Source organism: Pseudomonas sp. FP1154 (assembly GCF_030687245.1).
Taxonomy (GTDB): domain Bacteria; phylum Pseudomonadota; class Gammaproteobacteria; order Pseudomonadales; family Pseudomonadaceae; genus Aquipseudomonas; species Aquipseudomonas rhizophila.
Genome location: NZ_CP117465.1, coordinates 1,664,144 through 1,688,793 on the forward strand (window position 1 = coordinate 1,664,144; position 24,650 = coordinate 1,688,793).

20 protein-coding genes and 2 pseudogenes are annotated in these 24,650 nt (G+C 61.0%); 13 read left to right on the top strand and 9 right to left on the bottom strand.

What is annotated here, in order from left to right:
- Window positions 1–61: 61 nt before the first annotated feature.
- A complete protein-coding gene (locus tag PSH91_RS07615) occupies window positions 62–349 on the top strand; it encodes a SelT/SelW/SelH family protein (protein WP_047226205.1) in 288 nt (95 codons plus the stop codon).
- Here the strand turns inward: PSH91_RS07615 and PSH91_RS07620 are convergent.
- Window positions 343–1,236: a DMT family transporter gene (locus PSH91_RS07620; protein WP_076385870.1), complete on the bottom strand. Its 894-nt coding sequence runs from the start codon at window positions 1,234–1,236 to the stop codon at window positions 343–345. The genes PSH91_RS07615 and PSH91_RS07620 overlap by 7 nt on opposite strands.
- Window positions 1,237–1,328: 92 nt before the next feature.
- Window positions 1,329–2,078 (bottom strand): AraC family transcriptional regulator, encoded by a 750-nt coding sequence (locus PSH91_RS07625; protein WP_076385868.1) that lies wholly within the window; start codon window positions 2,076–2,078, stop codon window positions 1,329–1,331.
- A 134-nt stretch (window positions 2,079–2,212) separates the two neighbouring features.
- Here PSH91_RS07625 and PSH91_RS07630 point away from each other — a divergent pair.
- Window positions 2,213–3,033: pseudogene (locus tag PSH91_RS07630) on the top strand (UDP-2,3-diacylglucosamine diphosphatase).
- A gap of 124 nt (window positions 3,034–3,157) precedes the next feature.
- On the opposite strand, the gene PSH91_RS07635 reads toward PSH91_RS07630, so the two are convergent.
- Complete coding sequence (locus PSH91_RS07635; protein ID WP_188251126.1) at window positions 3,158–3,748, bottom strand: HD domain-containing protein; 591 nt, start codon at window positions 3,746–3,748, stop codon at window positions 3,158–3,160.
- Between the two features lie 20 nt (window positions 3,749–3,768).
- Window positions 3,769–4,080 carry a DUF962 domain-containing protein gene (locus PSH91_RS07640; RefSeq protein ID WP_305467760.1) on the bottom strand — a complete coding sequence of 104 codons (312 nt, stop codon included), beginning with the start codon at window positions 4,078–4,080 and terminating at the stop codon, window positions 3,769–3,771.
- 161 nt (window positions 4,081–4,241) lie between these two features.
- Between PSH91_RS07640 and PSH91_RS07645 the strand changes: the two are divergent.
- Window positions 4,242–5,298, top strand: a pseudogene (locus PSH91_RS07645) (AraC family transcriptional regulator).
- On the opposite strand, the gene PSH91_RS07650 reads toward PSH91_RS07645, so the two are convergent.
- Window positions 5,255–6,709, bottom strand: a complete 1,455-nt coding sequence (locus PSH91_RS07650) for a TrkH family potassium uptake protein (protein ID WP_076385864.1) — start codon at window positions 6,707–6,709, stop codon at window positions 5,255–5,257. The pseudogene PSH91_RS07645 and the gene PSH91_RS07650 overlap by 44 nt on opposite strands.
- 183 nt (window positions 6,710–6,892) lie before the next feature.
- On the opposite strand from PSH91_RS07650, the gene PSH91_RS07655 reads away from it, so the two are divergent.
- Window positions 6,893–7,462 carry an NAD(P)H nitroreductase gene (locus tag PSH91_RS07655; RefSeq protein ID WP_076385862.1) on the top strand — a complete coding sequence of 190 codons (570 nt, stop codon included), beginning with the start codon at window positions 6,893–6,895 and terminating at the stop codon, window positions 7,460–7,462.
- Window positions 7,463–7,661: 199 nt separating this feature from the next.
- On the opposite strand, the gene PSH91_RS07660 is transcribed toward PSH91_RS07655, so the two are convergent.
- The 4 genes from PSH91_RS07660 to PSH91_RS07675 form a co-directional block, all read right to left on the bottom strand.
- Window positions 7,662–8,855, bottom strand: coding sequence for an amino acid aminotransferase (locus PSH91_RS07660; protein WP_305467762.1), 1,194 nt, complete (start codon window positions 8,853–8,855; stop codon window positions 7,662–7,664).
- Window positions 8,855–9,211: a 4a-hydroxytetrahydrobiopterin dehydratase gene (locus PSH91_RS07665; RefSeq protein ID WP_305467765.1), complete on the bottom strand. Its 357-nt coding sequence runs from the start codon at window positions 9,209–9,211 to the stop codon at window positions 8,855–8,857. The genes PSH91_RS07660 and PSH91_RS07665 overlap by 1 nt, the downstream gene beginning before the upstream one ends.
- Before the next feature lie 99 nt (window positions 9,212–9,310).
- Window positions 9,311–10,096, bottom strand: coding sequence for a phenylalanine 4-monooxygenase (phhA, locus tag PSH91_RS07670; protein WP_047226214.1), 786 nt, complete (start codon window positions 10,094–10,096; stop codon window positions 9,311–9,313).
- Between the two features lie 147 nt (window positions 10,097–10,243).
- Window positions 10,244–10,414 (bottom strand): hypothetical protein, encoded by a 171-nt coding sequence (locus PSH91_RS07675; RefSeq protein ID WP_305467767.1) that lies wholly within the window; start codon window positions 10,412–10,414, stop codon window positions 10,244–10,246.
- On the opposite strand from PSH91_RS07675, the gene PSH91_RS07680 reads away from it, so the two are divergent.
- The 9 genes from PSH91_RS07680 to PSH91_RS07720 all read left to right on the top strand — a co-directional run bounded on the left by PSH91_RS07680 (window position 10,413) and on the right by PSH91_RS07720 (window position 24,403).
- Window positions 10,413–11,972 (top strand): sigma-54-dependent transcriptional regulator, encoded by a 1,560-nt coding sequence (locus PSH91_RS07680; RefSeq protein ID WP_076385858.1) that lies wholly within the window; start codon window positions 10,413–10,415, stop codon window positions 11,970–11,972. The genes PSH91_RS07675 and PSH91_RS07680 overlap by 2 nt on opposite strands.
- Window positions 11,973–12,315: 343 nt before the next feature.
- On the top strand, window positions 12,316–13,053 hold the full coding sequence (locus PSH91_RS07685; RefSeq protein ID WP_047226216.1) for a flagellar basal body rod protein FlgF: 738 nt from the start codon (window positions 12,316–12,318) through the stop codon (window positions 13,051–13,053).
- A 49-nt stretch (window positions 13,054–13,102) separates the two neighbouring features.
- Window positions 13,103–13,888 (top strand): flagellar basal-body rod protein FlgG, encoded by a 786-nt coding sequence (flgG, locus tag PSH91_RS07690; RefSeq protein WP_047226217.1) that lies wholly within the window; start codon window positions 13,103–13,105, stop codon window positions 13,886–13,888.
- 51 nt (window positions 13,889–13,939) lie between these two features.
- Window positions 13,940–14,635 carry a flagellar basal body L-ring protein FlgH gene (gene flgH / locus PSH91_RS07695; RefSeq protein WP_047226218.1) on the top strand — a complete coding sequence of 232 codons (696 nt, stop codon included), beginning with the start codon at window positions 13,940–13,942 and terminating at the stop codon, window positions 14,633–14,635.
- 45 nt (window positions 14,636–14,680) lie between these two features.
- Window positions 14,681–15,766 (top strand): flagellar basal body P-ring protein FlgI, encoded by a 1,086-nt coding sequence (locus tag PSH91_RS07700; RefSeq protein ID WP_160892017.1) that lies wholly within the window; start codon window positions 14,681–14,683, stop codon window positions 15,764–15,766.
- Between the two features lie 10 nt (window positions 15,767–15,776).
- Complete coding sequence (gene flgJ / locus PSH91_RS07705) at window positions 15,777–17,081, top strand: flagellar assembly peptidoglycan hydrolase FlgJ (RefSeq protein WP_139050837.1); 1,305 nt, start codon at window positions 15,777–15,779, stop codon at window positions 17,079–17,081.
- A 10-nt stretch (window positions 17,082–17,091) separates the two neighbouring features.
- Entirely contained in the window at window positions 17,092–19,158 is a 2,067-nt protein-coding gene (gene flgK, locus PSH91_RS07710) for a flagellar hook-associated protein FlgK (RefSeq protein WP_047226220.1), read from the top strand.
- 13 nt (window positions 19,159–19,171) lie between these two features.
- A complete protein-coding gene (locus PSH91_RS07715; protein WP_047226221.1) occupies window positions 19,172–20,737 on the top strand; it encodes a flagellar hook-associated protein 3 in 1,566 nt (521 codons plus the stop codon).
- Window positions 20,738–20,830: 93 nt separating this feature from the next.
- Complete coding sequence (locus PSH91_RS07720) at window positions 20,831–24,403, top strand: glycosyltransferase (protein ID WP_305467772.1); 3,573 nt, start codon at window positions 20,831–20,833, stop codon at window positions 24,401–24,403.
- Window positions 24,404–24,650 lie beyond the last annotated feature (247 nt).

Below are 24,650 nucleotides of genomic sequence, written 5' to 3' on the forward strand. Positions count from 1 at the left end.
GGGGCGGGCAATCAAAGGCAGGTATTATAGCGATGCCTTTGCCCCCAGGAGTTCACCCGCAATGACCGAGCACAAGCCGGAAGTCGTCATCACCTATTGCACCCAATGTCAGTGGCTGCTGCGCGCCGCCTGGCTGGCTCAGGAACTGCTCAGCACGTTTAGCGACGACTTGGGCAAGGTGTCGTTGGTGCCGGGCACCGGTGGGGTGTTTCATATCAGTTGCGACGGCACGCAGATCTGGGAACGCAAGGCCGATGGTGGTTTTCCCGAGGCCAAGGTTCTCAAGCAGCGGGTCCGCGACCGGATCGACCCGGAGCGGGACCTGGGCCACAACGACCGGGTTCAGTGAGACGCGGCTTGGGCGCTTACACCCGGTTTCTTTGTGCCGCCACTGAGTTGGCTCGACATCACGATCGCGACGATGATCAGCGCGCCACCCAGCAGCATGCGCAACGTCGGGTTTTCATCGAATAGCAACCAGGCGATGGTGATGCCGTAGACCGGTTCCATGGCAAACACCACCGCCGCCGTGCGGGCCTTGATCACCGCCAGGCTGGCGACGAACAGGCTATGGGCCAGGCCGGTGCAGAACACCCCCAGCAGGGCGATCCACAGCCAGTCGACAGGGCGCACGTCAATCAGTTGCGGCGCTGCCATTGGCAACAGGCAAAAGCCGACCACCAGGTTTTGGCACAAAGCGGCCTGTACCGGCGGCACCCGTGTGGAACCGGCGCGGTTGACCAGCGAAAGCAGCGAGAACAGCAACCCCGAAAGCACGGCCCACAGCAGGCCGGTGGTGGCGCCGCTGGCCAGGTCGAAGTGCGGTGTGACCAGCACCAGGCCGATGCTTACCATTGCCACCAACAGGATTTCATTGGCACGGATCCGCTCGCGGAAAATCAACCCTTCGAGCAACACCGTGAAGGCCGGGAAGCTGGTAAAGCCCAACGTGGCGATTGCCACACCGGCGACTTTGACCGATATGAAGAAGCTCACCCAGTGTCCGGCGAGCAATAGGCCGCCCAGCAGCAGGCGTCGAAGGTCCTGTGCGTGGAGCTTGTGCCAGCGGGCGCTGCTGGCGAAGCGGGCAAAAAACGCCAGGGCCAGCACGGCGAATACGGCGCGGCCGAACACAATGACCGCTGGCGAGGCGGCGGCGAGCTTGCCGAATACACCGGTCAGGCCAAACATGAGTGCGCCAATGTGCAGGGCGCCGAGGGCGGTACGGGGAGTCATTGCGATCCTTGTCCAACGGTTGAGCGTCTGGGTATTGAACCCGCTACCGGCCGTTCATGTCTGTCGCGATCCTCGCGTTTTTTAGCGCGAAGCTAGCGCTGGCGCCGCAGCTTGCCCGGTGAGGCGCCGAATTCGCGCAGCACTGCGGCGGCAAAGGCGCTTTGCGAGCTATAACCGACCCGGTGGGCGATTTCACCGATGGGCAGTTGCGAATCACGCAGCAGGTCCACCGCCTTGTGTAGACGGCGACTGCGGATGTAGTCCATCGGGGTTTGCCCGCATTCGGCGACGAAGCGTGCATGCAAGCGGGCACTGGAGAGCCCGGCGACCTGGGCCAGGTCCGCCACTTGCAGCGGATAGGCGGCGTACTGGTCAATGTGGGCGTTGAGCGCCGCATAGGGCAGGCGCCGGCCGCCGACGATGTCCTGGCCAGTGCCATTGAGGCTGGCCAGGAGCAGCACGGCCCCTTGTTGGGCGATCACCGGGTCGTCCACCGGGCTGCCCGCCAGCCAACTGACCAACTGGCTTTGCCCCGCATCCAGGGGCCTGCGCGCGGCATTGTCGAGCAATCGGCGGCTGGCGTCGGCGTGATCACCCAAGGCTTGCCCGATCCAGTCATCGCTCGGCACATCCAGCACCAGGCAACGGCTGCCACGGGGGCTGCCGCAGGCGTGATGGGCACCGGCGGGTATCACCACGAAACTCTGCTGCACGACCTGGCTGCCACAACCTTCGACCTCGAAATCCAACAGCCCGGACAACCCGAACACCAGTTGGGCGTGGTCGTGGCTGTGGACAATCAGGTCGTGGCTGTAATGGCGTAGCGTCAGGGTCGGTCTCATCTCGGTCTCCCGGGGCAGGCCGTCAGCATACACCGAGGCCACGCTGCTTCGCGCTGTCATGTAACGGACTTGTGTTTGTCATGGGGTATTAACCGCAGGGAGGCACAGTGGCTAAAACGATCAGAGGGTTGCCCATGACCAGCGCCGAGCTCGCCAGACCCAGCCGCAAACAGCGTGTTCGCACCTTATGGATTTCCGATGTGCACCTGGGCACCCGGGACTGCCAGGCCGAGCATTTGTCGCAGTTTCTCAAGGGCTACCATACCGACAAGATCTACCTGGTGGGTGACATCATCGACGGCTGGAAGCTGCGCGGCGGCATGTACTGGCCACAGGCTCACACCAACGTCATTCGCCGCTTGCTGACCATGAGCAAGCGCGGTACCGAGGTGATCTACGTCACCGGTAACCATGACGAATTTCTGCGGCGATATTCGAAGCTGATCCTGGGCAATATCCAATTGGTGGACGAAGCGGTGCACGTCACCGCGGACGGCCGGCATTTGCTGGTGATCCATGGCGATCAGTTCGATGTCATCACCCGGTACCACCGTTGGCTGGCGTTCCTTGGCGATTCGGCCTACGAGTTCACCCTGACCCTGAACCGCTGGCTCAACCATTGGCGGGCCCGTTATGGCTACGGTTACTGGTCGTTGTCGGCGTACCTCAAGCACAAGGTCAAGACGGCGGTCAGCTTCATCAGCGACTTCGAAGAAGCCATCGCCCATGAATGTGTGAAGCGTGAACTGCACGGTGTGGTGTGCGGACACATCCACCATGCCGAGATGCGCAGGGTGGGCGAGGTGGAGTATCTCAATTGTGGCGATTGGGTCGAGTCGTGCACGGCGCTGCGATCGAGCATTGGGACGGGTCGATCGAGTTGTATCGGTTGGCCGATGCCCAGGCGCGGGAGGCGTTGATCCGGGCTGAGTTGAAAGTCACCGAACCGGCGTGAGCCGATCTGACGCCATCGCGGGCAAGCCTTGCTCCCACAGGTATTCACAGCCTGCGAGAGCAAGCACCACCTGTGGGAGCAAGGCTTGCCCGCGATGGACCGCACAGCGATCCCCGGCAATCAGTCAGGCTTGAACCTGTTCAGCCATCGCCGCCTTGTAGATCGACTGCTTCGGTGCGGCAAACAGCCTTTCCAGCATTGGCTCGAAGAAACTCAACGGCAGGGTGTCGTACTCGGCATCGAACGCCGCGGCGTCGTATCGGGCGCAGAAATCAATGGTCGCCTGGTATTGGGGATGCGCTTTGAATTGCTCGCGCAGGTGCCGGTCCATGCCCAGGTGATGGAAGAAGTAATAGCCCTGGAATATCCCGTGTTTCTCCACCATCCACAGGTTTTCGGCGCTGACGAACGGCTTGAGGATGGCGGCGGCAATGTCCGGGTGGTTGTAGCTGCCCAAGGTGTCGCCGATGTCGTGAAGCAAGGCGCAGATCACATATTCCTCGTCCCGTCCGTCACGATAGGCGCGGGTGGCGGTTTGCAGGGAATGGGTCAGGCGATCCACCGGAAAACCGCCGAAATCGCCGTCCAGCAACTTCAAATGGGTCAGGATTCGACCCGGTAATTGCCGGGCATAGGCGCTGAAGTCGGCAGCGATGATTGCCCAGTCTTCCTCAGTACCGTCCTTCATGTGGGTAAAGCGCGCGTGGGAGTTCATGGGCAGTCCTTTGAGAGTGGCTAGAACGCAACTTTGCCCCGCAGCATGTCGCGGTACATGACGAAATCGCCGAGCAGGCTGTAGAACGGGTGCTGGAACGTGGCGGGACGGTTCTTTTCAAAGAAGAAATGCCCGACCCAGGCAAAGCCGTAGCCGGTAATGGGCAAGACGATCAGCCACCAGCCGTTGCCGACGATCAGAGCCAGGGCAACAATCAGGATGACCAGAGAGGTGCCGATAAAGTGCAAGCGCCGGCAGGTGCTGTTGCTGTGTTCGCTGAGGTAATAGGGATAGAACTCAGCGAACGTATTGAAGCGTCTGGTGTTTTCCACGACTGCGGGCTCTGTGGTTATTGTTCTGTTGGTTCTGGGCGACCAACGGTTTGATTGAAGTCTAGAGCGATCACTTGCAACGACCAGTGACAATGGGCGCCACTTTAGTATCCTTCGCAAATCCAGCCGTACCCTGCGGCTCGTCATGCAAGTAAAACGTCATGAGCGAACGAACGACTTCTTCAAGCTGGGCGATGGGGATTGTCAAGGCACTGGAAATGGACGGCCTGGATTGTCGGATGCTGTTCAAACAGCTGGGGCTGGACTATGACGCGCTGGAAGATCCAGATGCACGTTTCCCCCAGGATTCGATGACCCGACTCTGGCAACGCGCCGTGGAGTTGTCGGGCAACCCGGCCATCGCCTTGAACATGGGTAAAGTGGTGCGCCCGGCGTCGTTTCACGTGGTCGGGTATGCCTTGATGTCCAGCCGCACGCTGGTCGAGGGTTTCCAGCGGCTCGTGCGTTATCAGCGGATCATCGCTGAAAGCGCCGACCTGAGCTTTCGTCAGATGGAGGGGGGCTACGGGTTGGTTCTGACAGTGCATGGCGACCATCTCCCGCCCACCCGCCAGAGTGCCGAGGCTTCCCTGGCCTGTGCACTGGCCATGTGCAACTGGTTGACCGGACGCACCCTGCACCCGATGAAGGTGCTGTTCCAGGGCGCCGAACCGGTTGATCTGGCGCCTTATCAACAGGCGTTTCCCGCGCCACTGATGTTCGGCGCACCTTACGACGCGTTGATCTTCGAACGTAGTGACATGGAAGCACCGTTACCCACCGCCAACGAGGCCATGGCGCAGCTCCACGACCGGTTTGCCGGTGAATACCTGGCGCGTTTTTCCGAAAGCCGCGTGACCCACCAGACCCGGCAAGTGTTGTGCCGGCTGCTGCCACGGGGCGAGCCTAAGCGTGACGTGGTGGCGCAGACGCTGCACCTGTCCCAGCGCACCTTGCAGCGACGCTTGCAGGAAGAGGGCACCACGTTCCAGAGCTTGCTCGATGACACCCGCCGCGAACTGGCCGAACAGTATCTGGCGCAGCCGGCCCTGACCCTGCTGGAAATCGCCTATCTGCTGGGCTTCGCCGACCCGAGCAATTTTTTCCGGGCCTTTCGACGCTGGTTCGACACAACGCCCGGCGAATACCGGGCGCGGTCAAACGGCCAGCCCGGTCAGTGACGCCAGAACGCCGGGATACACAGCACGAACACGGTGATGATCTCCAGTCGGCCCAGCAGCATGCCAGCCGACAGAATCCACTTGGCCGCATCCGGCAGCGGCGCAAAGTTGCCGGCCGGGCCGATGGTCTCTCCCAGTCCCGGGCCGACGCCGGACACGGTGCTGGCCGCGCCGGTCAGGGCGGTCATCCATTCCACGCCCAATAGCGAGAGCAGCAGGGCGATCACGCAGATGGTGATGGCGAAGAAGAACGAGAAGGTGAGAATCGAGCGTACGATTTCTTCGTCGAGGCGGTGGCCGTTATATTTCTGCTTGATCACCGCGCGCGGGTGGATCAGTTGCTTGAGGTTGGCCCTGAGCAGGATGTAGGCAACCTGGAAGCGGAAGATCTTGATCCCGCCGGCCGTCGAACCGGAACAGCCGCCGACGAAACCCAGGTAGAAGAACAACATCAGCGAGAAATTGCCCCACAGGCTGTAGTCTCCCAGCGCGAAGCCTGTGGTGGTGACGATCGACGTCACGTTCAACGCCACGTGCCGCAGGGCCTCCAGCCAGTGCAGGTCGGTTGTCGCCCAATACCAGGTGCCCAGTACCACCCAGGTCACCAGCAGCACCGCCAGCAGGCCTTGGACCTGTTGGTCCTTGATCAGCGCCCGGCGATTGCCCCGCAGTGTCGAGACGTACAAGGCAAACGGCAGGCTGCCGAGAATCATGATGACGATAGTGACCCAATGCACCGCCGGTTCAGTCCATTTGGCCAGGGATTTGTCCGACGTCGAGAACCCGCCGGTGGAGATCGCCGACATCGCATGGTTGATGGCATCGAACAGGTTCATCCCCGCCCACCACAGTGCGAGGGTGCCGAGAATGGTGATGCCTACATAGGACGCCACGATCAGCCGCGCCACCATGTGGGAGCGGGGCATGACTTTCTCCGAGCGGTCGGAGGATTCGGTCTGGAACAGTCTCATGCCACCGATGCGCAACAGCGGCAGGATCGCCACCGCCATCGCAATGAAGCCGATCCCGCCGAGCCAGTGCAACAACGACCGCCACATCAGGATGCCGGGGGACATGTTATCCAGGCCGCTCAGGACCGTGGCGCCGGTGGCGGTGATCCCGGACATGCTTTCGAAGAACGAGTCGGTGTAGCTGATGTGCTGGGTCAGCAGGAAGGGCAACGCGGCAAAGATACACACCACCAGCCAACTGCTGACGGTCAGCAGGTACATGTCCCTGGGCCGCAGATGCACGTGTTCCGGGCGTCCGGGAAGGATCAGGGCCAGGCCGGCGACAAAGGTGATCATGCTCGACCAGAGGAACGATGGCAGGTCGTTGGTGCGCTCGAAGATCAGCAAGGTGGCCATGGGCACGACCATGAAGATCGCCAGGGTGATCAGGAAGATGCCGATGATGAAACCAATGATCCGTAGGGTCGGCAACGCCATGAAGTCCGCTCGGGCTGAAAGGGAAGGGCGTCATTCTACCCGCGACAAGCGGCATGTAAACCGGCACCCGGTGGCGCGTGAGGCCAGTGGCCTGCGCAATGGACTTCTGGTTGCGGAATTTGAGCTAACGAACTCGCCGTACAAGCCACTAGAATAGCTGGACATTTTTTCAGGAGGTGGCCGATGCAGGCTCTCGACGCTTTGCTCAACCGTGTTTCCGTCCCGCGCCTGGTGGACCCGGCGCCTACCGCCGAACAGCGCGAGGTCATGTTCGCCGCGGCGATGCGGGCTCCGGATCATGGCCAGTTGCGGCCATGGCGATTTCTGACGGTCGAAGGGCAGGCGCGTCATCGCATGGGCGAGCTCCTGGCCGAAGCGGCGCGGTTCAATGATCCGCTGGTAGCCGAAGCCGTCGTGGAGAAGGCGCTCAACGGCCCGCTGCGCGCACCGCTGGTCGTGGTGGTGATTGCACGGTTGCAGGACCATTTCAAAATTCCCAAGTCCGAACAAATGCTGGCGGCCGCCTGCGCAGCCCACGCAATCCTGTTGGCGGCTTACGCCCAAGGGGTGGGCGGAGTCTGGCGTACGGGTGAGCTGGCGTATTCACCTCATGTGGCCAAGGGGCTTGGTCTTGAGGACGGTGAAGAGGTGATCGGTTTTCTCTACCTGGGCACACCGCAGAAAGAAGCACGCACGGCGCCGAAGGAAGACGTCGGGCAGTTTGTCCGGGAGTGGACGGGCCCGCAGGTCTAGCGTCTGGCGCAGCTTCTGTGGTGAAAAGGACTTATCTGTGGTGAGGGGATAAATCCCCGTTGGGCTGCGTAGCAGCCCCAAAACCTTCGATATAAGGCAACCTGACTCTCCGAGGTGACGGATTTAAGGGCTGCTGCGCAGCCCAGCGGGGATAAATCCCCTCGCCACAAGGGGATGTGTTCAGCTATTCAAAGGCTGGTTACTTGCACACGTCAGCAATAGCCTCTGCCAGCAAATCCAGGCGCGTGGCGTCGATGCCTGCCACGTTGGCCCGGCCTGTGCCGACCATGTACACGCTGTGGCGTTCGCGCAGGAGCCTGACCTGTTCCGGCGTCAGGCCGGTGTAGGAAAACATTCCCCGTTGCACGCCGATATGGGCGAAGCGCTCACGCAAACCGTGGGGTTCGAGCGCTTCCAGCAGGCCGCTGCGCAACTGCGCAATGCGCAGGCGCATGGTCTGCACTTCGTCGGCCCACAGGCTTTTGAGGTCCGGGTTGCCCAGGATCGTCGCCACTACCGCCGCGCCATGATCCGGTGGCGTCGACCACAGGTTGCGAGCGATGTTCGCCAGTTGGCTGCGGATATCCACCAGTTTGTCGGCATCGCCGGCGCAGACGATCAGCGCACCGGTGCGGTCGCGGTACAGGCCGAAGTTCTTCGAACAGGAACTTGTGATCAGGACTTCAGGCAGTGCCTGGGCAAACAGCCGGACGGCCCAGGCGTCCTGCTCCAGCCCATCGCCGAAACCTTGATAAGCGAAGTCGATCAACGGCAGCAGGTTGCGGCTGCGCATCACTTCCAGCACCTGGCGCCATTGTTCCTGGGTCAGGTCGAAGCCGGTGGGGTTATGGCAGCAGGCATGCAGCAATACCACATCGCCTTTGGGTGCCTGGCTCAGGGTCGCCAGCATCGCTTCGAAATCCAGGCGATTGTCGGTGCCCACGTAGGGGTAATGGCTGGCCTTGACCCCGGCGGCGGCGAAGATGGTTTCGTGAATCGGCCAGGTCGGGTTGCTCAACCAAACGCCGCGGCCCGGCAGGCACTGGGCAATGAAGTCGGCACTCAGGCGCAGGGCGCCGGTGCCGCCCGGCGTCTGGGTCGCACCGACGCGGTTGTCCTTGATCAGCGTTGAGTCGGCGCCCAGCACCAGTTCATTGATCAACTGGCCGAACGCGGCGTCGCCATGACCGCCGATGTAGGTCTTGGTGCTCTGGCGGTCCACCAGGCGCTGCTCGGCCTGTTTGACTGCCGCAAGAATCGGCGTCAGGCCTTGGGCGTCTTTATAGACGCCCACGCCCAGGTCGAACTTGCCCGGATTGCTGTCTGCCGCGTAAGCCTCCATCAGGCCGAGGATCGGATCGCCGGGCACCCGGCCGATGGCATCGAAATGCATTACTTGCGGCCCTCGGCGGCCTTGGCCACGTCATCGGTGCGGGCGGCCATGATGAAGTCGTTGCGGTGCAAGCCCTTGATGGAGTGGCTCCACCAGGTCACGGTGACTTTGCCCCATTCGGTGAGCAGACCCGGGTGATGACCTTCGGCCTCGGAGATTTCCCCTACGGCGTTGGTGAAGGCCAGGGCGTGCTTGAAATTCTTGAACAGGAAGACTTTTTCCAGCTGCATCACGCCGTCGCGCACTTCGATGTTCCAGTCCGGGATCTGCTTGATCAGTACCGGCAGTTCTTCGTCGCTGACTTGTGGCGCGTCGGCGCGGCAGGCTTCGCAATGGGCTTGGTTCAGAGTGTTCATGGTGTGTTCCCGGATCGAATATTTGAAAAACGTCGATGCACTCACGCTAAAGCAAAGCCGCGTTGTGCAACAGACTCAATTGAGATTAAAAGACGCGGTTCACGCAGCTTTTGGCGGAAATTTCGGAGCGTGCAGGCCCAGTTCGCGACCGCGCTTGACCATGCCCATGATGTCTTCGTGGGCCAGGTCGAACAGGCGCTTGAGCTCGGGGAGCACGAAATACACCGGCTGCAGGATGTCGATGCGATACGGCGTGCGCATGGCTTCCAGCGGATCGAAGGCTTGATGCTCCGGCTCGTCCGACAGGCAGTAAACAGTTTCCTTGGGCGAAGACAGGATGCCGCCACCGTAGATGCGTCGGCCTTGCGGGGTTTGCACCAGGCCGAACTCAATGGTCATCCAGTACAAGCGCGCCAGGTAGACGCGTTCTTCCTTGGAAGCCTGTAGGCCGAGTTTGCCGTAGGTGTGGGTAAATTCTGCAAACCAGGGGTTGGTCAGCAGCGGGCAGTGGCCAAATATCTCGTGGAAAATGTCCGGCTCTTGCAGGTAATCCAGTTCTTCGCGGGTACGAATAAACGTCGCGACGGGAAACTGCTTGCTGGCCAGCAATTCAAAAAAGGTCTGGAAGGGGATCAGCGCTGGTACCCGGGCCACTTGCCAGCCGGTGGTTTCACCCAACACCTTGTTGATTTCACCCAATTGCGGAATACGGTCGTGGGGCAGGCCCAGCTTGTCGATACCGTCCAGGTACTCCTGGCACGCACGGCCTTCGATGACTTTGAGCTGGCGGGTGATCAGCGTGTTCCACACCGCGTGTTCTTCGGCGGTGTAGTGAATAAAACCTTGCGCATCGGGCTCGCGGGCCACGTATTGCGTCTGCTTCATGCTGCTCTCCTGCTGATTTCCCTCTGGGGGACGGCTTGTTTGTTGTTATGTCCAGCGATGCATTAGAGATAACCCGAAGCAGGGATGTGTGCAGCAGGCAGGCAAGAGTGGGTATCGCGATAAAGGTGTGGTTTCGTAAAGTTTTCGTTACGGCTCCGGCTGTTCTTCGCTATTGTCGGGTTTTTCGACTGGGAAATGGCCTACAACTGTCACATAATCTTGACGTTTATTTGCGCTGCCAAGCAGAAAAACTTGTAGCGAGGGAGCTTGCTCCCGCTCTCCCATGCTTGCATACACATCGATATCGGGCCTTTTCATGCGCATCAAAGTCCATTGCCAGAACCGCATCGGCATCCTGCGGGACATCCTCAACCTGCTGGTGGAGTACGGCATCAACGTCGCCCGCGGGGAAGTGGGCGGTGAGCACGGCAATGCGATTTATCTGCACTGCCCGAATCTGATCAACATCCAGTTTCAGGCGCTTCGCCCGAAGTTCGAAGGCATTGCCGGGGTCTTCGGCGTCAAGCGGGTGGGGTTGATGCCCAGTGAACGTCGGCACATGGAGCTCAACGCGCTGCTCGGCGCCCTGGAGTTTCCGGTGCTGTCCATCGACATGGGGGGTTCCATCGTCGCCGCCAACCGGGCTGCGGCGCAGTTGCTCGGGGTGCGAGTGGACGAAGTGCCGGGGATTCCACTGTCCCGGTACGCCGAGGATTTTGACCTGCCTGAGCTGGTGCGCGCCAATCAGTCACGCATCAACGGTTTGCGGGTCAAGGTCAGGGGCGATGTGTTTCTGGCGGACATCGCGCCACTGCAATCGGAGCACGACGACAGCGAGGCCATGGCCGGTGCGGTGCTGACGTTGCATCGGGCGGACCGGGTTGGCGAGCGCATTTATAACGTGCGCAAGCAGGAACTGCGCGGCTTCGACAGCATTTTCCAGAGTTCGAAGGTGATGGCCGCTGTGGTCCGGGAAGCCCGGCGCATGGCGCCACTGGATGCGCCGCTGTTGATAGAAGGTGAAACCGGCACTGGCAAAGAGTTGCTGGCTCGCGCCTGTCACCTGGCGAGTCCGCGCGGGCAGTCACCGTTGATGGCACTCAACTGTGCGGGGTTGCCCGAGTCCATGGCCGAGACCGAACTGTTCGGCTACGGCCCCGGTGCTTTCGAGGGGGCCCGGGCCGAAGGCAAGCTCGGTTTGCTCGAACTGACCGCCGGAGGCACGTTGTTCCTCGACGGGGTAGGGGAAATGAGCCCGCGCCTGCAAGTGAAATTGCTGCGCTTTTTGCAGGACGGTTGCTTCCGTCGTGTAGGCAGCGATGAAGAGGTGTACCTGGATGTCAGGGTGATCTGTGCGACCCAGGTGGATTTGTCCGAGCTCTGCGCCCGAGGGGAATTTCGTCAGGATCTGTACCACCGTTTGAACGTCCTTTCGCTGCACATCCCGCCTCTGCGCGAATGCCTCGATGGCTTGATGCCGCTGGTGGAGCATTTTCTTGACCAGGCCAGTCGGCAGATTGGCTGTGCGCTACCGAAACTGGCCCCGGCGGCGATGGACCGTCTCAGCCACTACCACTGGCCAGGCAACGTTCGGCAGCTGGAAAACGTGCTGTTCCAGGCTGTCTCCCTGTGTGATGGCGCAACGGTGAAAGCCGAGCATATCCGTCTGCCGGACTACGGCGTGCGTCAGCCCCTGGGGGACTTTTCCCTGGAGGGCGGGCTGGACGACATCGTCGGGCGATTCGAGAAAGCCGTGTTGGAGCGGCTGTATTCCGAACACCCCAGCAGCCGGCAACTGGGCAAGCGGCTGGGGGTTTCCCATACGACCATTGCCAATAAGTTGCGTGAGTATGAGGTGGGTAAGGCCGGCTCATAATAGTTGCTTACCTGTTGTGTTTGGTGGGACTTCTATCGCGAGCAGGCTCGCTCCCACAGGGGTATCGAGTGTTCAAAATCCTGCGAGCACCCAAGATCCATGGTGGGAGCGAGCCTGCTCGCGATGACGGCAGTAGCCGTTGCCAGAAGGTCAAGCGTTGCCACCAAACGGCATGACACCGCCGGTTTTTCGTCTTCGATACATTTCCCCATATCCCTTCAAGAACCCTGAAGCCCTTTGTTTGTGCGGCTCGACGGCGCCAGAAAAAAGTTGGTCTGCAAATTGCTTAGTGCTCAGCAGTACAGCAGTGGACGGCAAACGTCCGGCATGCAGAGGAACGACAGTGGACAAGTACCTTTATGTGGCAATGACCGGCGCCAGCCAGAACGCACTGGCGCAGCGGGCCCATGCCAACAACCTGGCGAACATCTCCACCAACGGTTTTCAGAAAGACCTGGAGCAGGCTCGTTCGATGCCGGTGTTTGGCGACAGCTTTCCGGCGCGGGCATTTGCCATGTCCGAGCGTCCAGCCACTGACTTCACCCCTGGCGCGCTGGTGGAAACCGGCCGCGACCTCGACGTGGCAGTCAGCGGGCCGGGCTGGATGGCTGTGCAGAACCCTGAAGGCGGTGAAAGCTACGTGCGCACCGGCAGCCTCAACGTTGACGCCCTGGGCGTGCTGCGGGCCGGCAACGGTATGCCGGTGATGGGCAACGGTGGTCCGATCGCCGTGCCGCCAGAGCAGAAAATCGAAATCGGCCAGGACGGCACCATCAGTATCCGCGCCATGGGTGAAGGCCCGCGCGTGATGGCTGAAGTCGACCGCATCAAGCTGGTCAACCCGGATCTTCGCAACATGACCAAGGGCCTGGACGGCACCATCCGCACCAAGGACGGCCAGCCGGCTGTCATTGATGCCAACGTGCAACTGGTGTCGGGTTTCCAGGAAGCGAGCAACGTCAATGCCGTGGACGAGATGACTTCGGTGCTGGCCCTGGCCAAGCAGTTCGAGCTTCACGTCAAGATGATGAACACCGCCAAAGAAGGCGACGAAGCCATGGCTCGGGTCTTGCAGATCTAATCATTAATTACAGCGTCGCGCCGAAAAACAGGCGTACGAGGAGAATCGAATGCTTCCGGCTCTTTGGGTTGCCAAAACAGGTCTGTCCGCCCAGGACACCAACCTTTCTACTATTTCCAACAACCTGGCGAACGTGTCGACCACGGGTTTCAAGCGTGATCGCGCCGAATTTCAGGACCTGCTGTACCAGGTCAAACGCCAGCCAGGCGCCCAATCGACCCAGGACAGCGAATTGCCGTCGGGCCTGCAAGTGGGGACCGGTGTGCGCATCGTAGGCACCCAGAAAAACTTCACCGCCGGTAGCCTGCAAACCACCGAGCAGCCGCTGGACATGGCCATCGACGGTCGCGGTTTCTTCCAGATCCTGCAGCCCGATGGCACCACGTCCTACACCCGTGACGGTACGTTCCACCTCGATTCCAATGGCCAGATCGTCAACGCCAGCGGTTTCGCCCTGGAACCGGCGATCATCATCCCGAACGACGCCCAAACGTTCACCGTGGGCCGCGACGGCACCGTGTCCATCACTGTGGCGGGCAACCCTGCTTCGCAGGTGATCGGCAACCTGCAGACTGCCGACTTCATCAACCCGGCCGGCCTGCAAGCGGTGGGTAACAACCTGTTCCTGGAAACCGCGGCCAGCGGCGCGCCACAAGTCGGCACGCCAGGCCTGAACGGCTTCGGTACCACGCTGCAGAACACCCTGGAAACGTCCAACGTGAGCACCGTGGAGGAGATGGTCAACATGATCACCACCCAGCGCGCCTACGAGATGAACTCCAAGGTGATCTCCACCGCCGACCAGATGCTCTCGTTCGTTACGCAGAATCTGTAATCACGTCTATAGGGCGGCCTGAGGCCGCCTGCAACACCAAGAGGTAGGGTCATGAATCGCTTCGTATCTGTTCTGGCACTGAGTGGAGTTACTGCGCTCGCGGGCTGTGTCGCGCCAACGCCCAAAGCCAATGACCCGTACTACGCTCCGGTGTTGCCGCGCACGCCGTTGCCGGCCGCTGCCAACAACGGTTCGATCTACCAGGCTGGCTTCGAGCAGAACCTGTATAGCGACCGTAAGGCTTTCCGGGTTGGGGACATCATCACCATCACCCTGAACGAACGGACCCAGGCCAGCAAGAACGCCAACTCGCAGATCGACAAGACCAGCGAGACCAGCGTTGGCCTGACGTCGTTGTTCGGCTCCAGCCTGACCACCAACAATCCCATCGGTGGCGGGGACCTGAGCCTCAACGCCGGTTATGGCTCCGACCGGGCCACCAAGGGCGACAGCAAGTCCGGACAGAGCAACAGCCTGACCGGCTCGATCACCGTGACCGTCGCCGATGTGTTGCCCAATGGCATCATCGTTGTGCGGGGCGAGAAGTGGCTGACCCTCAACACCGGTGACGAGCTGGTGCGCATCGCCGGCATGGTTCGCGCCGATGATATCGCTACCGACAACACCGTCTCGTCGACCCGTGTAGCCGATGCACGTATTACCTACTCGGGCACCGGTGCTTTTGCCGATGCGAGTCAGCCAGGCTGGTTCGACCGTTTCTTCCTCAGCCCGAAGTTCCCTTTCTAGGTGGCCCAGTTGAATCTTAAGCGGTTGAATCTCAAGCAGCTGTTGATGGGGGCACTGCTGATGTCGGCGGCCTTCACCGCTCAAGCCGAGCGTCTGAAGGACATCGCCAGCATTTCCGGCGTGCGCTCCAACCAGTTGATCGGCTATGGCCTGGTCGTGGGTCTCAATGGCACGGGCGACCAGACCACCCAGACCCCGTTCACCCTGCAAACCTTCAACAACATGTTGTCGCAGTTCGGCATCAAGGTGCCGGCGGGTTCGGGCAACGTGCAGTTGAAGAACGTGGCGGCGGTGTCGGTCAGTGCCGACCTGCCGGCGTTCGCCAAGCCCGGGCAGCAGGTGGATATCACTGTTTCGTCCATCGGTAACTCCAAGAGCCTGCGCGGCGGCACCCTGTTGTTGACGCCGCTCAAGGGTATCGACGGCAACGTCTACGCCGTCGCCCAGGGCAACCTGGTGGTGGGTGGCTTTGACGCCGAAGGCCGTGACGGTTCCAAGATCACCGTCAACGTTCCGTCGGCTGGCCGCATTCCTGGTGGTGCGTCGGTGGAACGTGCGGTGCCGAGCGGTTTCAACCAGGGCAACAGCCTGACTCTGAACCTCAACCGTTACGACTTCACGACCGCCAAGCGCATCGTTGACAAGATCAATGACATGCTCGGCCCTGGCGTGGCACAGGCCATCGACGGCGGCTCGGTGCGCGTCACCGCGCCTCTGGATCCGAGTCAGCGGGTCGACTATTTGTCGATCCTGGAGAACCTCGAAGTCGATCCGGGCCAGGCGGTTGCGAAAGTCATCATCAACTCGCGCACCGGCACCATTGTGATCGGCCAGAACGTCAAGGTTTCACCCGCCGCGGTGACCCACGGCAGCCTGACCGTGACCATTACCGAAGACCCGATCGTCAGCCAGCCTGGACCCTTGTCCAACGGCCAGACCGCCGTGGTGCCCCGTTCGCGGGTCAATGCCGAGCAGGAAGCCAAGCCGATGTTCAAGTTCGGCCCGGGCACTACCCTGGATGAAATTGTCCGGGCGGTGAACCAGGTCGGCGCGGCGCCGGGCGACTTGATGGCGATTCTCGAAGCCTTGAAGCAGGCCGGCGCGTTGCAAGCCGACCTGATCGTGATTTAAGGAACGAGCCATGGATATGCGCAAGGGCGCTTTGATCAGCGGGGATTCGGGTTCCTACTCGGACCTCAATCGCCTGAACCAGCTCAAGGTCGGCGACAAGAACAGTGACGGCAACCTGCGCAAAGTGGCGCAGGAATTCGAGTCGCTGTTCATCGGTGAAATGCTCAAGTCCATGCGTGCGGCGACCGAGTCGATGGGCAAGGACAATCCGCTCAATACCGCTGAAGCCAAGCAGTACCAGGAAATGTACGACCAGCAGTTGGCCGTTTCCATGTCTCGCGAGGGCGGTGGTATTGGCCTGGCCGACGTGCTGCTGCGCCAGATGTCCAAGAACAAACCCCTGGTGTCAGGCGAGGCGGCAACGCTGTCGGCCGGCAAGCAGGAGCAAGCGTTGGACGAGGCCGTCAAGGCTCCTGTGCCGACGCCCATTGCCGCCGGCACGTTGCCCGACGGGCCATTGTCGCGCTCCAACGGCCAGCGTCCGCTGTGGGCTTCGCGGGCCGTGAGTGCGCCGCAAGGGGCGGGCGAGGGCGTTCACCGCAACGACATGGAATTGCTCAACCAGCGCCGCCTGGCTTTGCCGCCAAAACTGGCCGATCGGCTGCTTGCCGGGTTGGTGCCTTCGGCTGCCGCCGCGCCTGACGTCAAGGCGCAGAATATTTTGCCGGATCGTGCCATCACCGCCGTCAAGCCTGCCACCGGCGAACTGGCCAATGGCGACTGGTTGGCCGCGCTCAAGGCGTCAGAACCGAGCGGGTCCATGCAGGTGTACGGGCGTGCCGTGGCGCAGCCACCCCTGGCGCCAGCCCGCAAGGCCTTCCGCGATGCTGACGAATTCGTCGATGCCATGCTGCCAATGGCCAAGGAAGCCGCGGACCGTATCGGCGTGGACCCTCGTTACCTGGTGGCCCAGGCGGCCCTGGAAACCGGCTGGGGCAAGTCGGTCATGCGTCAGCCTGATGGCAGCAGCAGCCACAACCTGTTCGGTATCAAGGCCAGCAAGAACTGGACGGGCGATTCGGCGCGGGCGATCACCAGCGAATTCCGCAATGGCGAGATGGTCAAGGAGACGGCCCAGTTCCGTTCCTACGCTTCGTATCGCGACAGCTTCCATGACCTGGTCAATCTGCTGCAAAGCAACAGTCGCTATCAAGATGTGCTGAAGTCGGCCGATAACCCGGAACAGTTTGTGCGTGAGTTGCAGAAGGCCGGTTACGCCACCGACCCGAACTACGCCAGCAAGATTTCGAATATAGCCCGGCAGATGACCAGTTACCAAAACTACGCTTCGGCTGGCGCCACTACGACTTTATAAGGTCTGAACCATGAGTTTGCTCAACATCGGGATGTCGGGTCTGTCCGCAAGTCAGACCTCATTGGTGACCACGGGTAACAACATTGCCAACGTTGATACCGCCGGTTATTCGCGTCAGCAGACCGTGCAGACCACCAAGGCGTCCAATCAATACGGCAACGTCTTCATCGGCTCCGGCACCACCCTGGCCGATGTGCGCCGGGTCTATAACGCCTACCTTGAAGCGCAGTTGAAGACCACGACCTCGCTCAACAGCGATGCGGCCGCGTATCAAGGGCAGATCACCCCGCTCGATGCCTTGCTGTCGGACAGCGGCACGGGCCTCAATGGCGCGCTGACCAAGTTCTTCGCCTCGGTGCAGAACGTCAACGCCAAGCCGGGCGATGATGCGTCCCGTCAGTTGCTGCTCAGCGATGCGCAAGCCTTGAGCAATCGTTTCAATTCGGTCGCCAGCCAATTGACGGAGCAGAATCAGAACATCAACGGCAACCTGTCGAGCATGGTCGATCAGGTCAACAAACTGGCTACCACCGTCGCTCAGTTGAACAAGAAAATCGCCGAAGTCTCCAACTCCGGCGGTGCTCCCAACGACCTGCTCGACGCCCGCAACCAGACCATTCTCCAGCTCTCGGCCTTCACCGGCACTCAGATCGTGGAGAACGGCAGCAGCCTGGACATCTACTTGGGTTCCGGCCAGCCTTTGGTGATGGGCAATACGGTCAACACCCTGGAAACCGTGCCGGACAAGAACGATCCGGGCCGCCTGGGGATCCAGCTCAATAGCGGTTCCAGTGTCATGGACCTCACCCAGGTACTTACCGGCGGCGAGATCGGCGGCCTGATGCGCTATCGCAGCACTGTGCTTGACCCGGCCATGAATGAACTGGGCCGCGTGGCCCTGGTGGTCGCCGACCAGATGAACGCGATCCAGGCCTCGGGCATCGACAAGAACGGCGCCTTCGGTTCCAACCTGTTCACCAACATCAACAGTGCCGCGCAGATGAGTCAGCGCAGTATTGCCGCGTTGAACAATAGCGCCGGTTCCGGCAACTTCAACGTGGCCATCGAAGACACCGGCGCGCTGACCACCAATGATTACAAGGTGAAGTTCACCAGCGCCACCGACTACACGGTCCAGCGCCTGCCTGACGGCACTTCGATGGGTTCGTTCAATACCGCGACGACGCCGCCGCCGGTGATCGACGGCTTTTCGATGACCTTCGCCAATGGCACCGCTGCCGCTGGCGATTCGTTCAAGATCACCCCGACCCGCAACGCGGCGACCAGTATCAAGACCGAGATGACCGACTCCAAGCGGTTGGCGATTGCCGCGCCGCTGGGCGCAGCCATCGTGCCGGGCGGCAGCGGTACGCTGACCATTCCGGCCAGCGGCCAGCCGACCATGACGTCGCAGTTGGACATCTACGACGAAGCCACCACCACCATCATCCAGAACGGCATCAAGACCTCGATGCCAGTCAAGGTGGTCTTCGGCGCGACGTCCGCCGACGGTACCAGCCAGGCTTACCAGTTGCTCGATGCCACGGGTGTCGAGATCAGCAATGGCACGATCAAGCCCGGCCAGAGCAATACCTTGAGCCTGAGCGTTCCACTCAAGGATGCCAGCGGCAACCCGATCATGGATTCCTCGGCACCGCCGGTGCAGCGTACCGTCACCTTCGACATGTCGATTGCTGGCGCGCCGTCCAACGGTGCCGCGATCGATGTGAGCGTCAGCCAGGCCGGCAGCCTGGATAACCGTAACGGCACTGTCCTGGCCGGTTTGCAGACTGCCAAGACCGTGGACACCGGTTCCGCCAGCAAGGGCATTTCGTTGAACGATGCCTACGGCAAGCTGGTGGAGGGCGTAGGTTCCAAGGCCGCCCAGGGCAAGCTCGACAGCGCTGCCACCGGCGCGATCCTGGATAACGCCAAGGGTGCTCGCGATTCGCTGTCGGGCGTGGACCTGGACGAAGAAACCGGCAACCTGGTCAAGTATCAGCAGTACTACACCGCGTCTTCGCAGATCATCAAGGCTGCGCAGGAAATCTTCAGCACATTGATCAACAGTCTTTAAGGAGTCGTAGCCCATGCGAATTTCTACCGCCCAGTTTTACGAATCCACGGCTGCGAACTATCAGAAAAACTTCGCCAATGTGGTCAAGACCAGCGAAGAGGCCAGCAGCCTGGTGCGCGTCAATACCGCTGCCGATGACCCGGTAGGGGCTTCACGTCTGCTGCAACTGGGCACACAGGCCTCGATGCTGGCTCAGTACGAAACCAACGCCAACACCATCAAGGCGACGCTGGGCACCACTGAAGCGGTGATGACCAGCATTGGCAACGTGCTGCAGCGCGCCAAGGAATTGGCCGTCGGTGCCGGCAACGCTGGCTACACCGACGCCGACCGCCAGGCCAACGCCTCGGAGCTGGCGCAGATCGAAGAGCAGTTGCTCAGCCTGATGAACAGCAAGGACGAAAACGGCAAGTACATTTTTGCCGGTTCCAAGGGCGACACCATCCCGTTCACCCGCAACAACGATGGCAGCTACAGTTACAACGGTGACCAGGTGACCCTCGACCTGCCGGTCGGCGATACCATGTCGATGGCCACCAACAGCACCGGCTGGGAAGTGTTCCAGCAGGCCGTCAACACCAGCCGCAGCCAGGTCACCATGACCGCGCCGGCGGTGGACGATGGTCGCGTGGTGCTGTCCAACGGTCAGGTCTCGTCCAGTGTCAGCTACAACAGCAAATTCCGCAGCGGCGAACCCTATACCGTGGAATTCACCAGCGGCACGCAGCTGAGAATCACCGACTCCGGCGGCAACGACGTCACCGCCGAAGCCAGCCAGGGCGGCGCTTTTGATCCCAGCAGCAAAAAAGGTCAGGCGGTGCAGTTCCGCGGTCTGGAACTGACCCTGAACATCAATCTGCAAACCGGTGATGATGCCAATACCGTGTTGCCGGGCCATACCTTCACCCTGGCCGCCAAGCCGGACACCTTTGCCGCGACCCGCAGCCCGGGCAACCCGACCACCGTCCAGGTCACGGGCAGCGAGATCACCGACCCGGTGGCGTATCACGCCAGTTTCCCTACCGGTTCGGCCGTATTGAAGTTCACCAGCGCCACCGACTTCGACCTGTACGCCGCGCCGTTGACCGCCAACAGCCAGCCGGTGTCCAGCGGCACCCTGGCCGGCAACGTGGCCACCGCCTCGGGCGTGAGCTTCACCCTGGACGGTACGCCCGGTGCGGACGATCAGTTCAGCATCGCGGTCAATACTCACGAGACCCAGAACATTCTGGACACCGTGAACCAACTGAAAACCGCGTTGAGCACGCCAACCAACAACGATCCGATTGCGCTGCAAAAGCTGCAGGCTTCGCTGGCCTCCGGTATTGGCAACCTGGCCAGCGGCACCGATCAGTTGTCCAGCGCCTTGAGTTCGGTAGGTGGGCGTGGTCAGGCTCTGGAAACCCAAAGCGACACGAACCAGAGCTTGTTGTTGGCCAATAGCCAGACCCAATCGTCGATCCGCGATTCCGATCCGGCCGAAGTGATGACCCGCTTGACGTTGCAACAGACCATGCTGCAAGCCTCGCAACTGGCTTTCAGCAAGATCACCCAACTGGGCCTGTTCAACAAGATCTGAGCCGGTATCGACCGAGCCGCCAACCGTCTTTTTTAAGCGGTTCCGGGGCTCCGGCCTGAAAAGGTCGGGGCCCGCCGCTCGAGAGTTTTCGCCGTGAAACCATTGCCCCTCGTCAGTATTGTCATTCCTGCGTACAACCCCCGGTTCTTCGATCAGGCACTGCTCAGTGCCCTGGCCCAGACTTACGAGCAGATCGAAATCGTTGTTTGCGACGATTCGCCTGGCGATGAAATTCGCCGGATAGTCGATTCCTTCACTGAGCCGTCCCATCCGATCCGCTATCTGCGAAATCCGCAGCGACTGGGGCTTCAGGGCAACCTGTTGCGTTGTGTCGAAGAGGCCAGGGGCGAGTTCATCAAAGTGCTGTGCGACGATGATCGGCTGTTTGCGCCGAGCATTGCGATGCAGGCCCAGGCGTTGATGGATCATGCTGACGTCAGCGTTGTGTTCGCGCTTCGGTTGTTGTGTGACGCGGGTAACTTCATCTTGCCGCCTCGTGTGGACAATTGCCGCTTCTCGCCGAACGATGCCCTGCTCAAGGGCGATGACATGCTGGCGATTTTCGAGAGCACGCTGACCAACTTTGTTGGCAATTTCAGTTCGACGCTGATGCGCCGCGCCGATGTGCTGGAATTGCTGCCGGCGCTCCTTCAGGACGGTGCCGGTTTTGTCGCTTTGCTCGACTTTGCTTTGTTCGTCTGCTTGATGCGTCGTGGCAACTTGATTGCCTTGAATACCGTGTTGAGTGTCGAGCGGCTGTACCCGGAGCGTTTGAGCAAGACTCCGGAAATGCTCAAGGCCGCGAAGGCAGAAGGGGGGTGGCTGGCGCAGATGCTTGTTGCGCGCAGCGGCGAAGCGGCTCCGGCCTCGGGTTGGGTGCGCTGCATCGATTTGAACAAAATCACTGACCAGCCTCATGCCTGGCAGGAACTCTGCGTAACCCGCGTGCTGGGCAACCGCAATACCGTCGTCAATGGTCGGGTAGGGGCGCAAAGTGAGAGCTACGCCGACTTTTACCGCGAATGGCTGAGCGTCCGCCAGTTCAGCGAGGTTGAGCGGCGTGTCATGCCCGCGCGCATCGATAGCTGGCCGTTTCAGCCGAACATCGTGCCTGTGATCATCGACGCCCTCGGTGATGCGACGTCGCTTGCGGCGACGTTGCGTAGCATCAAGGGCCAGCTGTATCGCGCCCAGGCCGTGGTGGTGCTTTCCGATGCGCATTGCGAGGTCGACGAGCGAGTGCTGCAGTTGCCTTATCAGGCCGATTGGCCGCGTCAGCTCAATGCCATCGTTCCACAGCTGGAAGGCGCGCACTGGTTTTACCTGCTGCGAGCGGGCGACGTCTTGCGCGATTCGGCATTGCTGATCCTGGCCGAGCGCGTGGCCGGGAGGCAGGGCATTCTTTGCGTCTACAGTGATGAAGGTGCGTTGGTGGACGGGGAGTCCTTCGAGCCGGTATTCAAGCCGGACTTCAATCTGGACCTGATGCGCGCCTATCCCTATGTCGGTCGGACCCTGGCTTTCGAGCGTGAGCGGTTCATGACCGCGGGCGGCTTCGAGCCGACCCAGGGCGAACTGGCGCCCCACGATCTGCTCTGGCGCCTGGTGGAAGAGGCCGGCCCTCAGACCATCGAACACATTCCGGAAATCCAGGTCGAGTCGGCCCTGAGCTTCGCCCAATGGTTGTCGCTGCCCGAGGTCATCGAAGGCAATGCCCGGTTGGTTGGCGCGCATCTGGATCGTATCGGCATCGAACACAAGATCTCACCGGATACGATGCCGTTGATCAATCGCATCAACTATCGACACGGTGCACGTCCGCTGGTGTCGATTATCGTGCGTACCGGCGACTCGCTTGCGGCGTTGCAACACTGCACCGAAAGCCTGATCGAGCGTACTGCCTATACCCATTATGAAATCCTGATCGTGGACAGCGGCGTTCAGGATCCGGCTATGCTCGACTGGCTGGCGAGCATGGCGCAGTTGGGGGCGAGCATGCTGCGGGTACTGCGTCATGTCGGCGAGGCCAATGACGCCGCCGTGCGTAATTTTGCCGCCAGCCAAGCCAGTGGTGAATACTTGCTACTGCTCAGTGCGCATACGATCATCCGCGATAATGATTGGCTGGATGAGATGATCAATCATGCCCAGCGACCTGAGGTCGCGGTGGTAGGTGCCAGGATCCTCAGCCCTCAAGGCGCCCTTGTTGGCGGCGGGCAGATTCTCGGGTTGGCCGGGCCGGTGGGGACGCCGTTCTACGGTGAGCCAGCGGCTTCCCGGGGCTATATGCAACGTTTGCACACCACCCAGAACTGGAGTTCGGTCAGCAGCGACTGCCTGATGGTGCGCAAGCAGGTTTTCGATGAACTCGGCTACCTGGACGAAGCGTCCTTTACCCTCGGTCTCAGCGATGCCGACCTGTGCTTGCGCGCTGGCCAGCACGGCTATCTGGTGGTTTGGACGCCTTACGCCACCGTGATGAAAATCGACCCTCAATCGAGCGTTGTCCGGCCGGACGAAACCACGTTGATGGAGCGCGAGCACGAAATCTTCTCTCGTAGATGGTTGCCGCAGATTGCCCGGGATCCTGCCTACAATCCTGCGCTGAGCCTGGGGGCATCAAGCTTCAGCCTGGAGCCTTCGCTGCGCAACAACTGGAATCCGTTCTGCACCCGCGCGTTGCCATTGGTGCTTGGCTTGCCGGTCAACGCCACCGCGGTCGGCCATTATCGTGTTACGGCTCCGTTGGCCGAACTGGAGGCTGCGGGACGGGTGATTGCCCGAGTCGCCTACGAATCGCCTTCGACCGTTGAAGTCGAGCGCTTGTCGCCGGATACGATCGTCTTGCAGGGGCGCTACAGTGAAGGTGCCGCCGGCGATATCCTTAGGATGAAGAAGTATTCCAATGCCCTGCGGATCTTCGAGCTTGACGATTACGTCGTCAATGCGCCCAAGAAAAACACTCATGCGCGCAACAAGCCGGTCAATATCGAGCAGATGCTGCGCGAAGGGATCGGATTGTGTGATCGCGTGGTGGTGACGACGCCGTCGCTCGCTGATGCGTTGTCCAGCATGCACCATGAGATCCGTATCGTGCCCAACATGCTGCCGCCCAAGCCATGGAGTCGGTTGACCAGTCGCCGCGGTACGTCCTCCAAGCCCCGAGTGGGTTGGGGAGGAGGGACAAGTCACAGCGGCGACCTGGAGATCATTGCGGACGTGGTTCGCGAGCTGGCAGGCGAGGTGGAGTGGGTCTTCTTTGGTATGTGTCCGGATGCGCTGCGGCCGTACATCCATGAATTCCACCGGTCGGTTGCCTTGAGCACTTATCCTTCCAAATTGGCCAGCCTGAACCTGGACCTGGCCTTGGCCCCGCTGGAATTCCACATCTTCAACGACTGCAAGAGCAACCTGCGCTTGCTGGAATACGGCGCCTGCGGCTATCCGGTTATCTGCACCGATACCAAGGCCTACGACGGCTTCCTGCCGTGTACCAAGGTGCGCAGCAACAGTACCGAGGAATGGATCGCGGCAATCCGCATGCACCTGGCCGACCCTGACGCCAGCTACCGCATGGGCGATGAACTGCGCGAAGCGGTGCTTCGTGATTTCATGCTCAGCGGCGACAACTTGCAGCATTGGTTGTGGGGCTGGTTGCCGGACTGAGCATGAGCTGTTTGGGCCGGAAAGCCTGTGGCGAGGGGATAAAATTCCCTCGCCACTAAGATCAGTATTCAACCCTGTTTTGATTCAAATCCCCTCCGGCGAGCTGGCGCGTTTCCTGCAAGCCCCCCTCATATCGCCATAAAACGAGCGCTTGCGGCATTCCGCGGCGCCCGGATCGGCATCGAAGGTGTAATCCCCGCGCCCGCAAAGCGAAACAACGCTTGGCCGAGCCCGGTGATGGACAAGA

What these genes read in the sequence shown, in the direction of transcription:
- flgJ (WP_139050837.1), top strand. Translation starts at nt 15,777, where the DNA reads ATGGATATGCGCAAGGGCGCTTTGATCAGCGGGGATTCGGGTTCCTAC.
- PSH91_RS07660 (WP_305467762.1), bottom strand. Translation starts at nt 8,855, where the DNA reads ATGCATTTCGATGCCATCGGCCGGGTGCCCGGCGATCCGATCCTCGGC.
- PSH91_RS07700 (WP_160892017.1), top strand. Translation starts at nt 14,681, where the DNA reads ATGGGGGCACTGCTGATGTCGGCGGCCTTCACCGCTCAAGCCGAGCGT.
- PSH91_RS07615 (WP_047226205.1), top strand. Translation starts at nt 62, where the DNA reads ATGACCGAGCACAAGCCGGAAGTCGTCATCACCTATTGCACCCAATGT.
- flgH (WP_047226218.1), top strand. Translation starts at nt 13,940, where the DNA reads ATGAATCGCTTCGTATCTGTTCTGGCACTGAGTGGAGTTACTGCGCTC.
- PSH91_RS07620 (WP_076385870.1), bottom strand. Translation starts at nt 1,236, where the DNA reads ATGACTCCCCGTACCGCCCTCGGCGCCCTGCACATTGGCGCACTCATG.
- PSH91_RS07625 (WP_076385868.1), bottom strand. Translation starts at nt 2,078, where the DNA reads ATGAGACCGACCCTGACGCTACGCCATTACAGCCACGACCTGATTGTC.
- PSH91_RS07675 (WP_305467767.1), bottom strand. Translation starts at nt 10,414, where the DNA reads ATGAAAAGGCCCGATATCGATGTGTATGCAAGCATGGGAGAGCGGGAG.
- PSH91_RS07655 (WP_076385862.1), top strand. Translation starts at nt 6,893, where the DNA reads ATGCAGGCTCTCGACGCTTTGCTCAACCGTGTTTCCGTCCCGCGCCTG.
- PSH91_RS07680 (WP_076385858.1), top strand. Translation starts at nt 10,413, where the DNA reads ATGCGCATCAAAGTCCATTGCCAGAACCGCATCGGCATCCTGCGGGAC.
- phhA (WP_047226214.1), bottom strand. Translation starts at nt 10,096, where the DNA reads ATGAAGCAGACGCAATACGTGGCCCGCGAGCCCGATGCGCAAGGTTTT.
- flgK (WP_047226220.1), top strand. Translation starts at nt 17,092, where the DNA reads ATGAGTTTGCTCAACATCGGGATGTCGGGTCTGTCCGCAAGTCAGACC.
- PSH91_RS07665 (WP_305467765.1), bottom strand. Translation starts at nt 9,211, where the DNA reads ATGAACACTCTGAACCAAGCCCATTGCGAAGCCTGCCGCGCCGACGCG.
- PSH91_RS07650 (WP_076385864.1), bottom strand. Translation starts at nt 6,709, where the DNA reads ATGGCGTTGCCGACCCTACGGATCATTGGTTTCATCATCGGCATCTTC.
- PSH91_RS07715 (WP_047226221.1), top strand. Translation starts at nt 19,172, where the DNA reads ATGCGAATTTCTACCGCCCAGTTTTACGAATCCACGGCTGCGAACTAT.
- flgG (WP_047226217.1), top strand. Translation starts at nt 13,103, where the DNA reads ATGCTTCCGGCTCTTTGGGTTGCCAAAACAGGTCTGTCCGCCCAGGAC.
- PSH91_RS07635 (WP_188251126.1), bottom strand. Translation starts at nt 3,748, where the DNA reads ATGAACTCCCACGCGCGCTTTACCCACATGAAGGACGGTACTGAGGAA.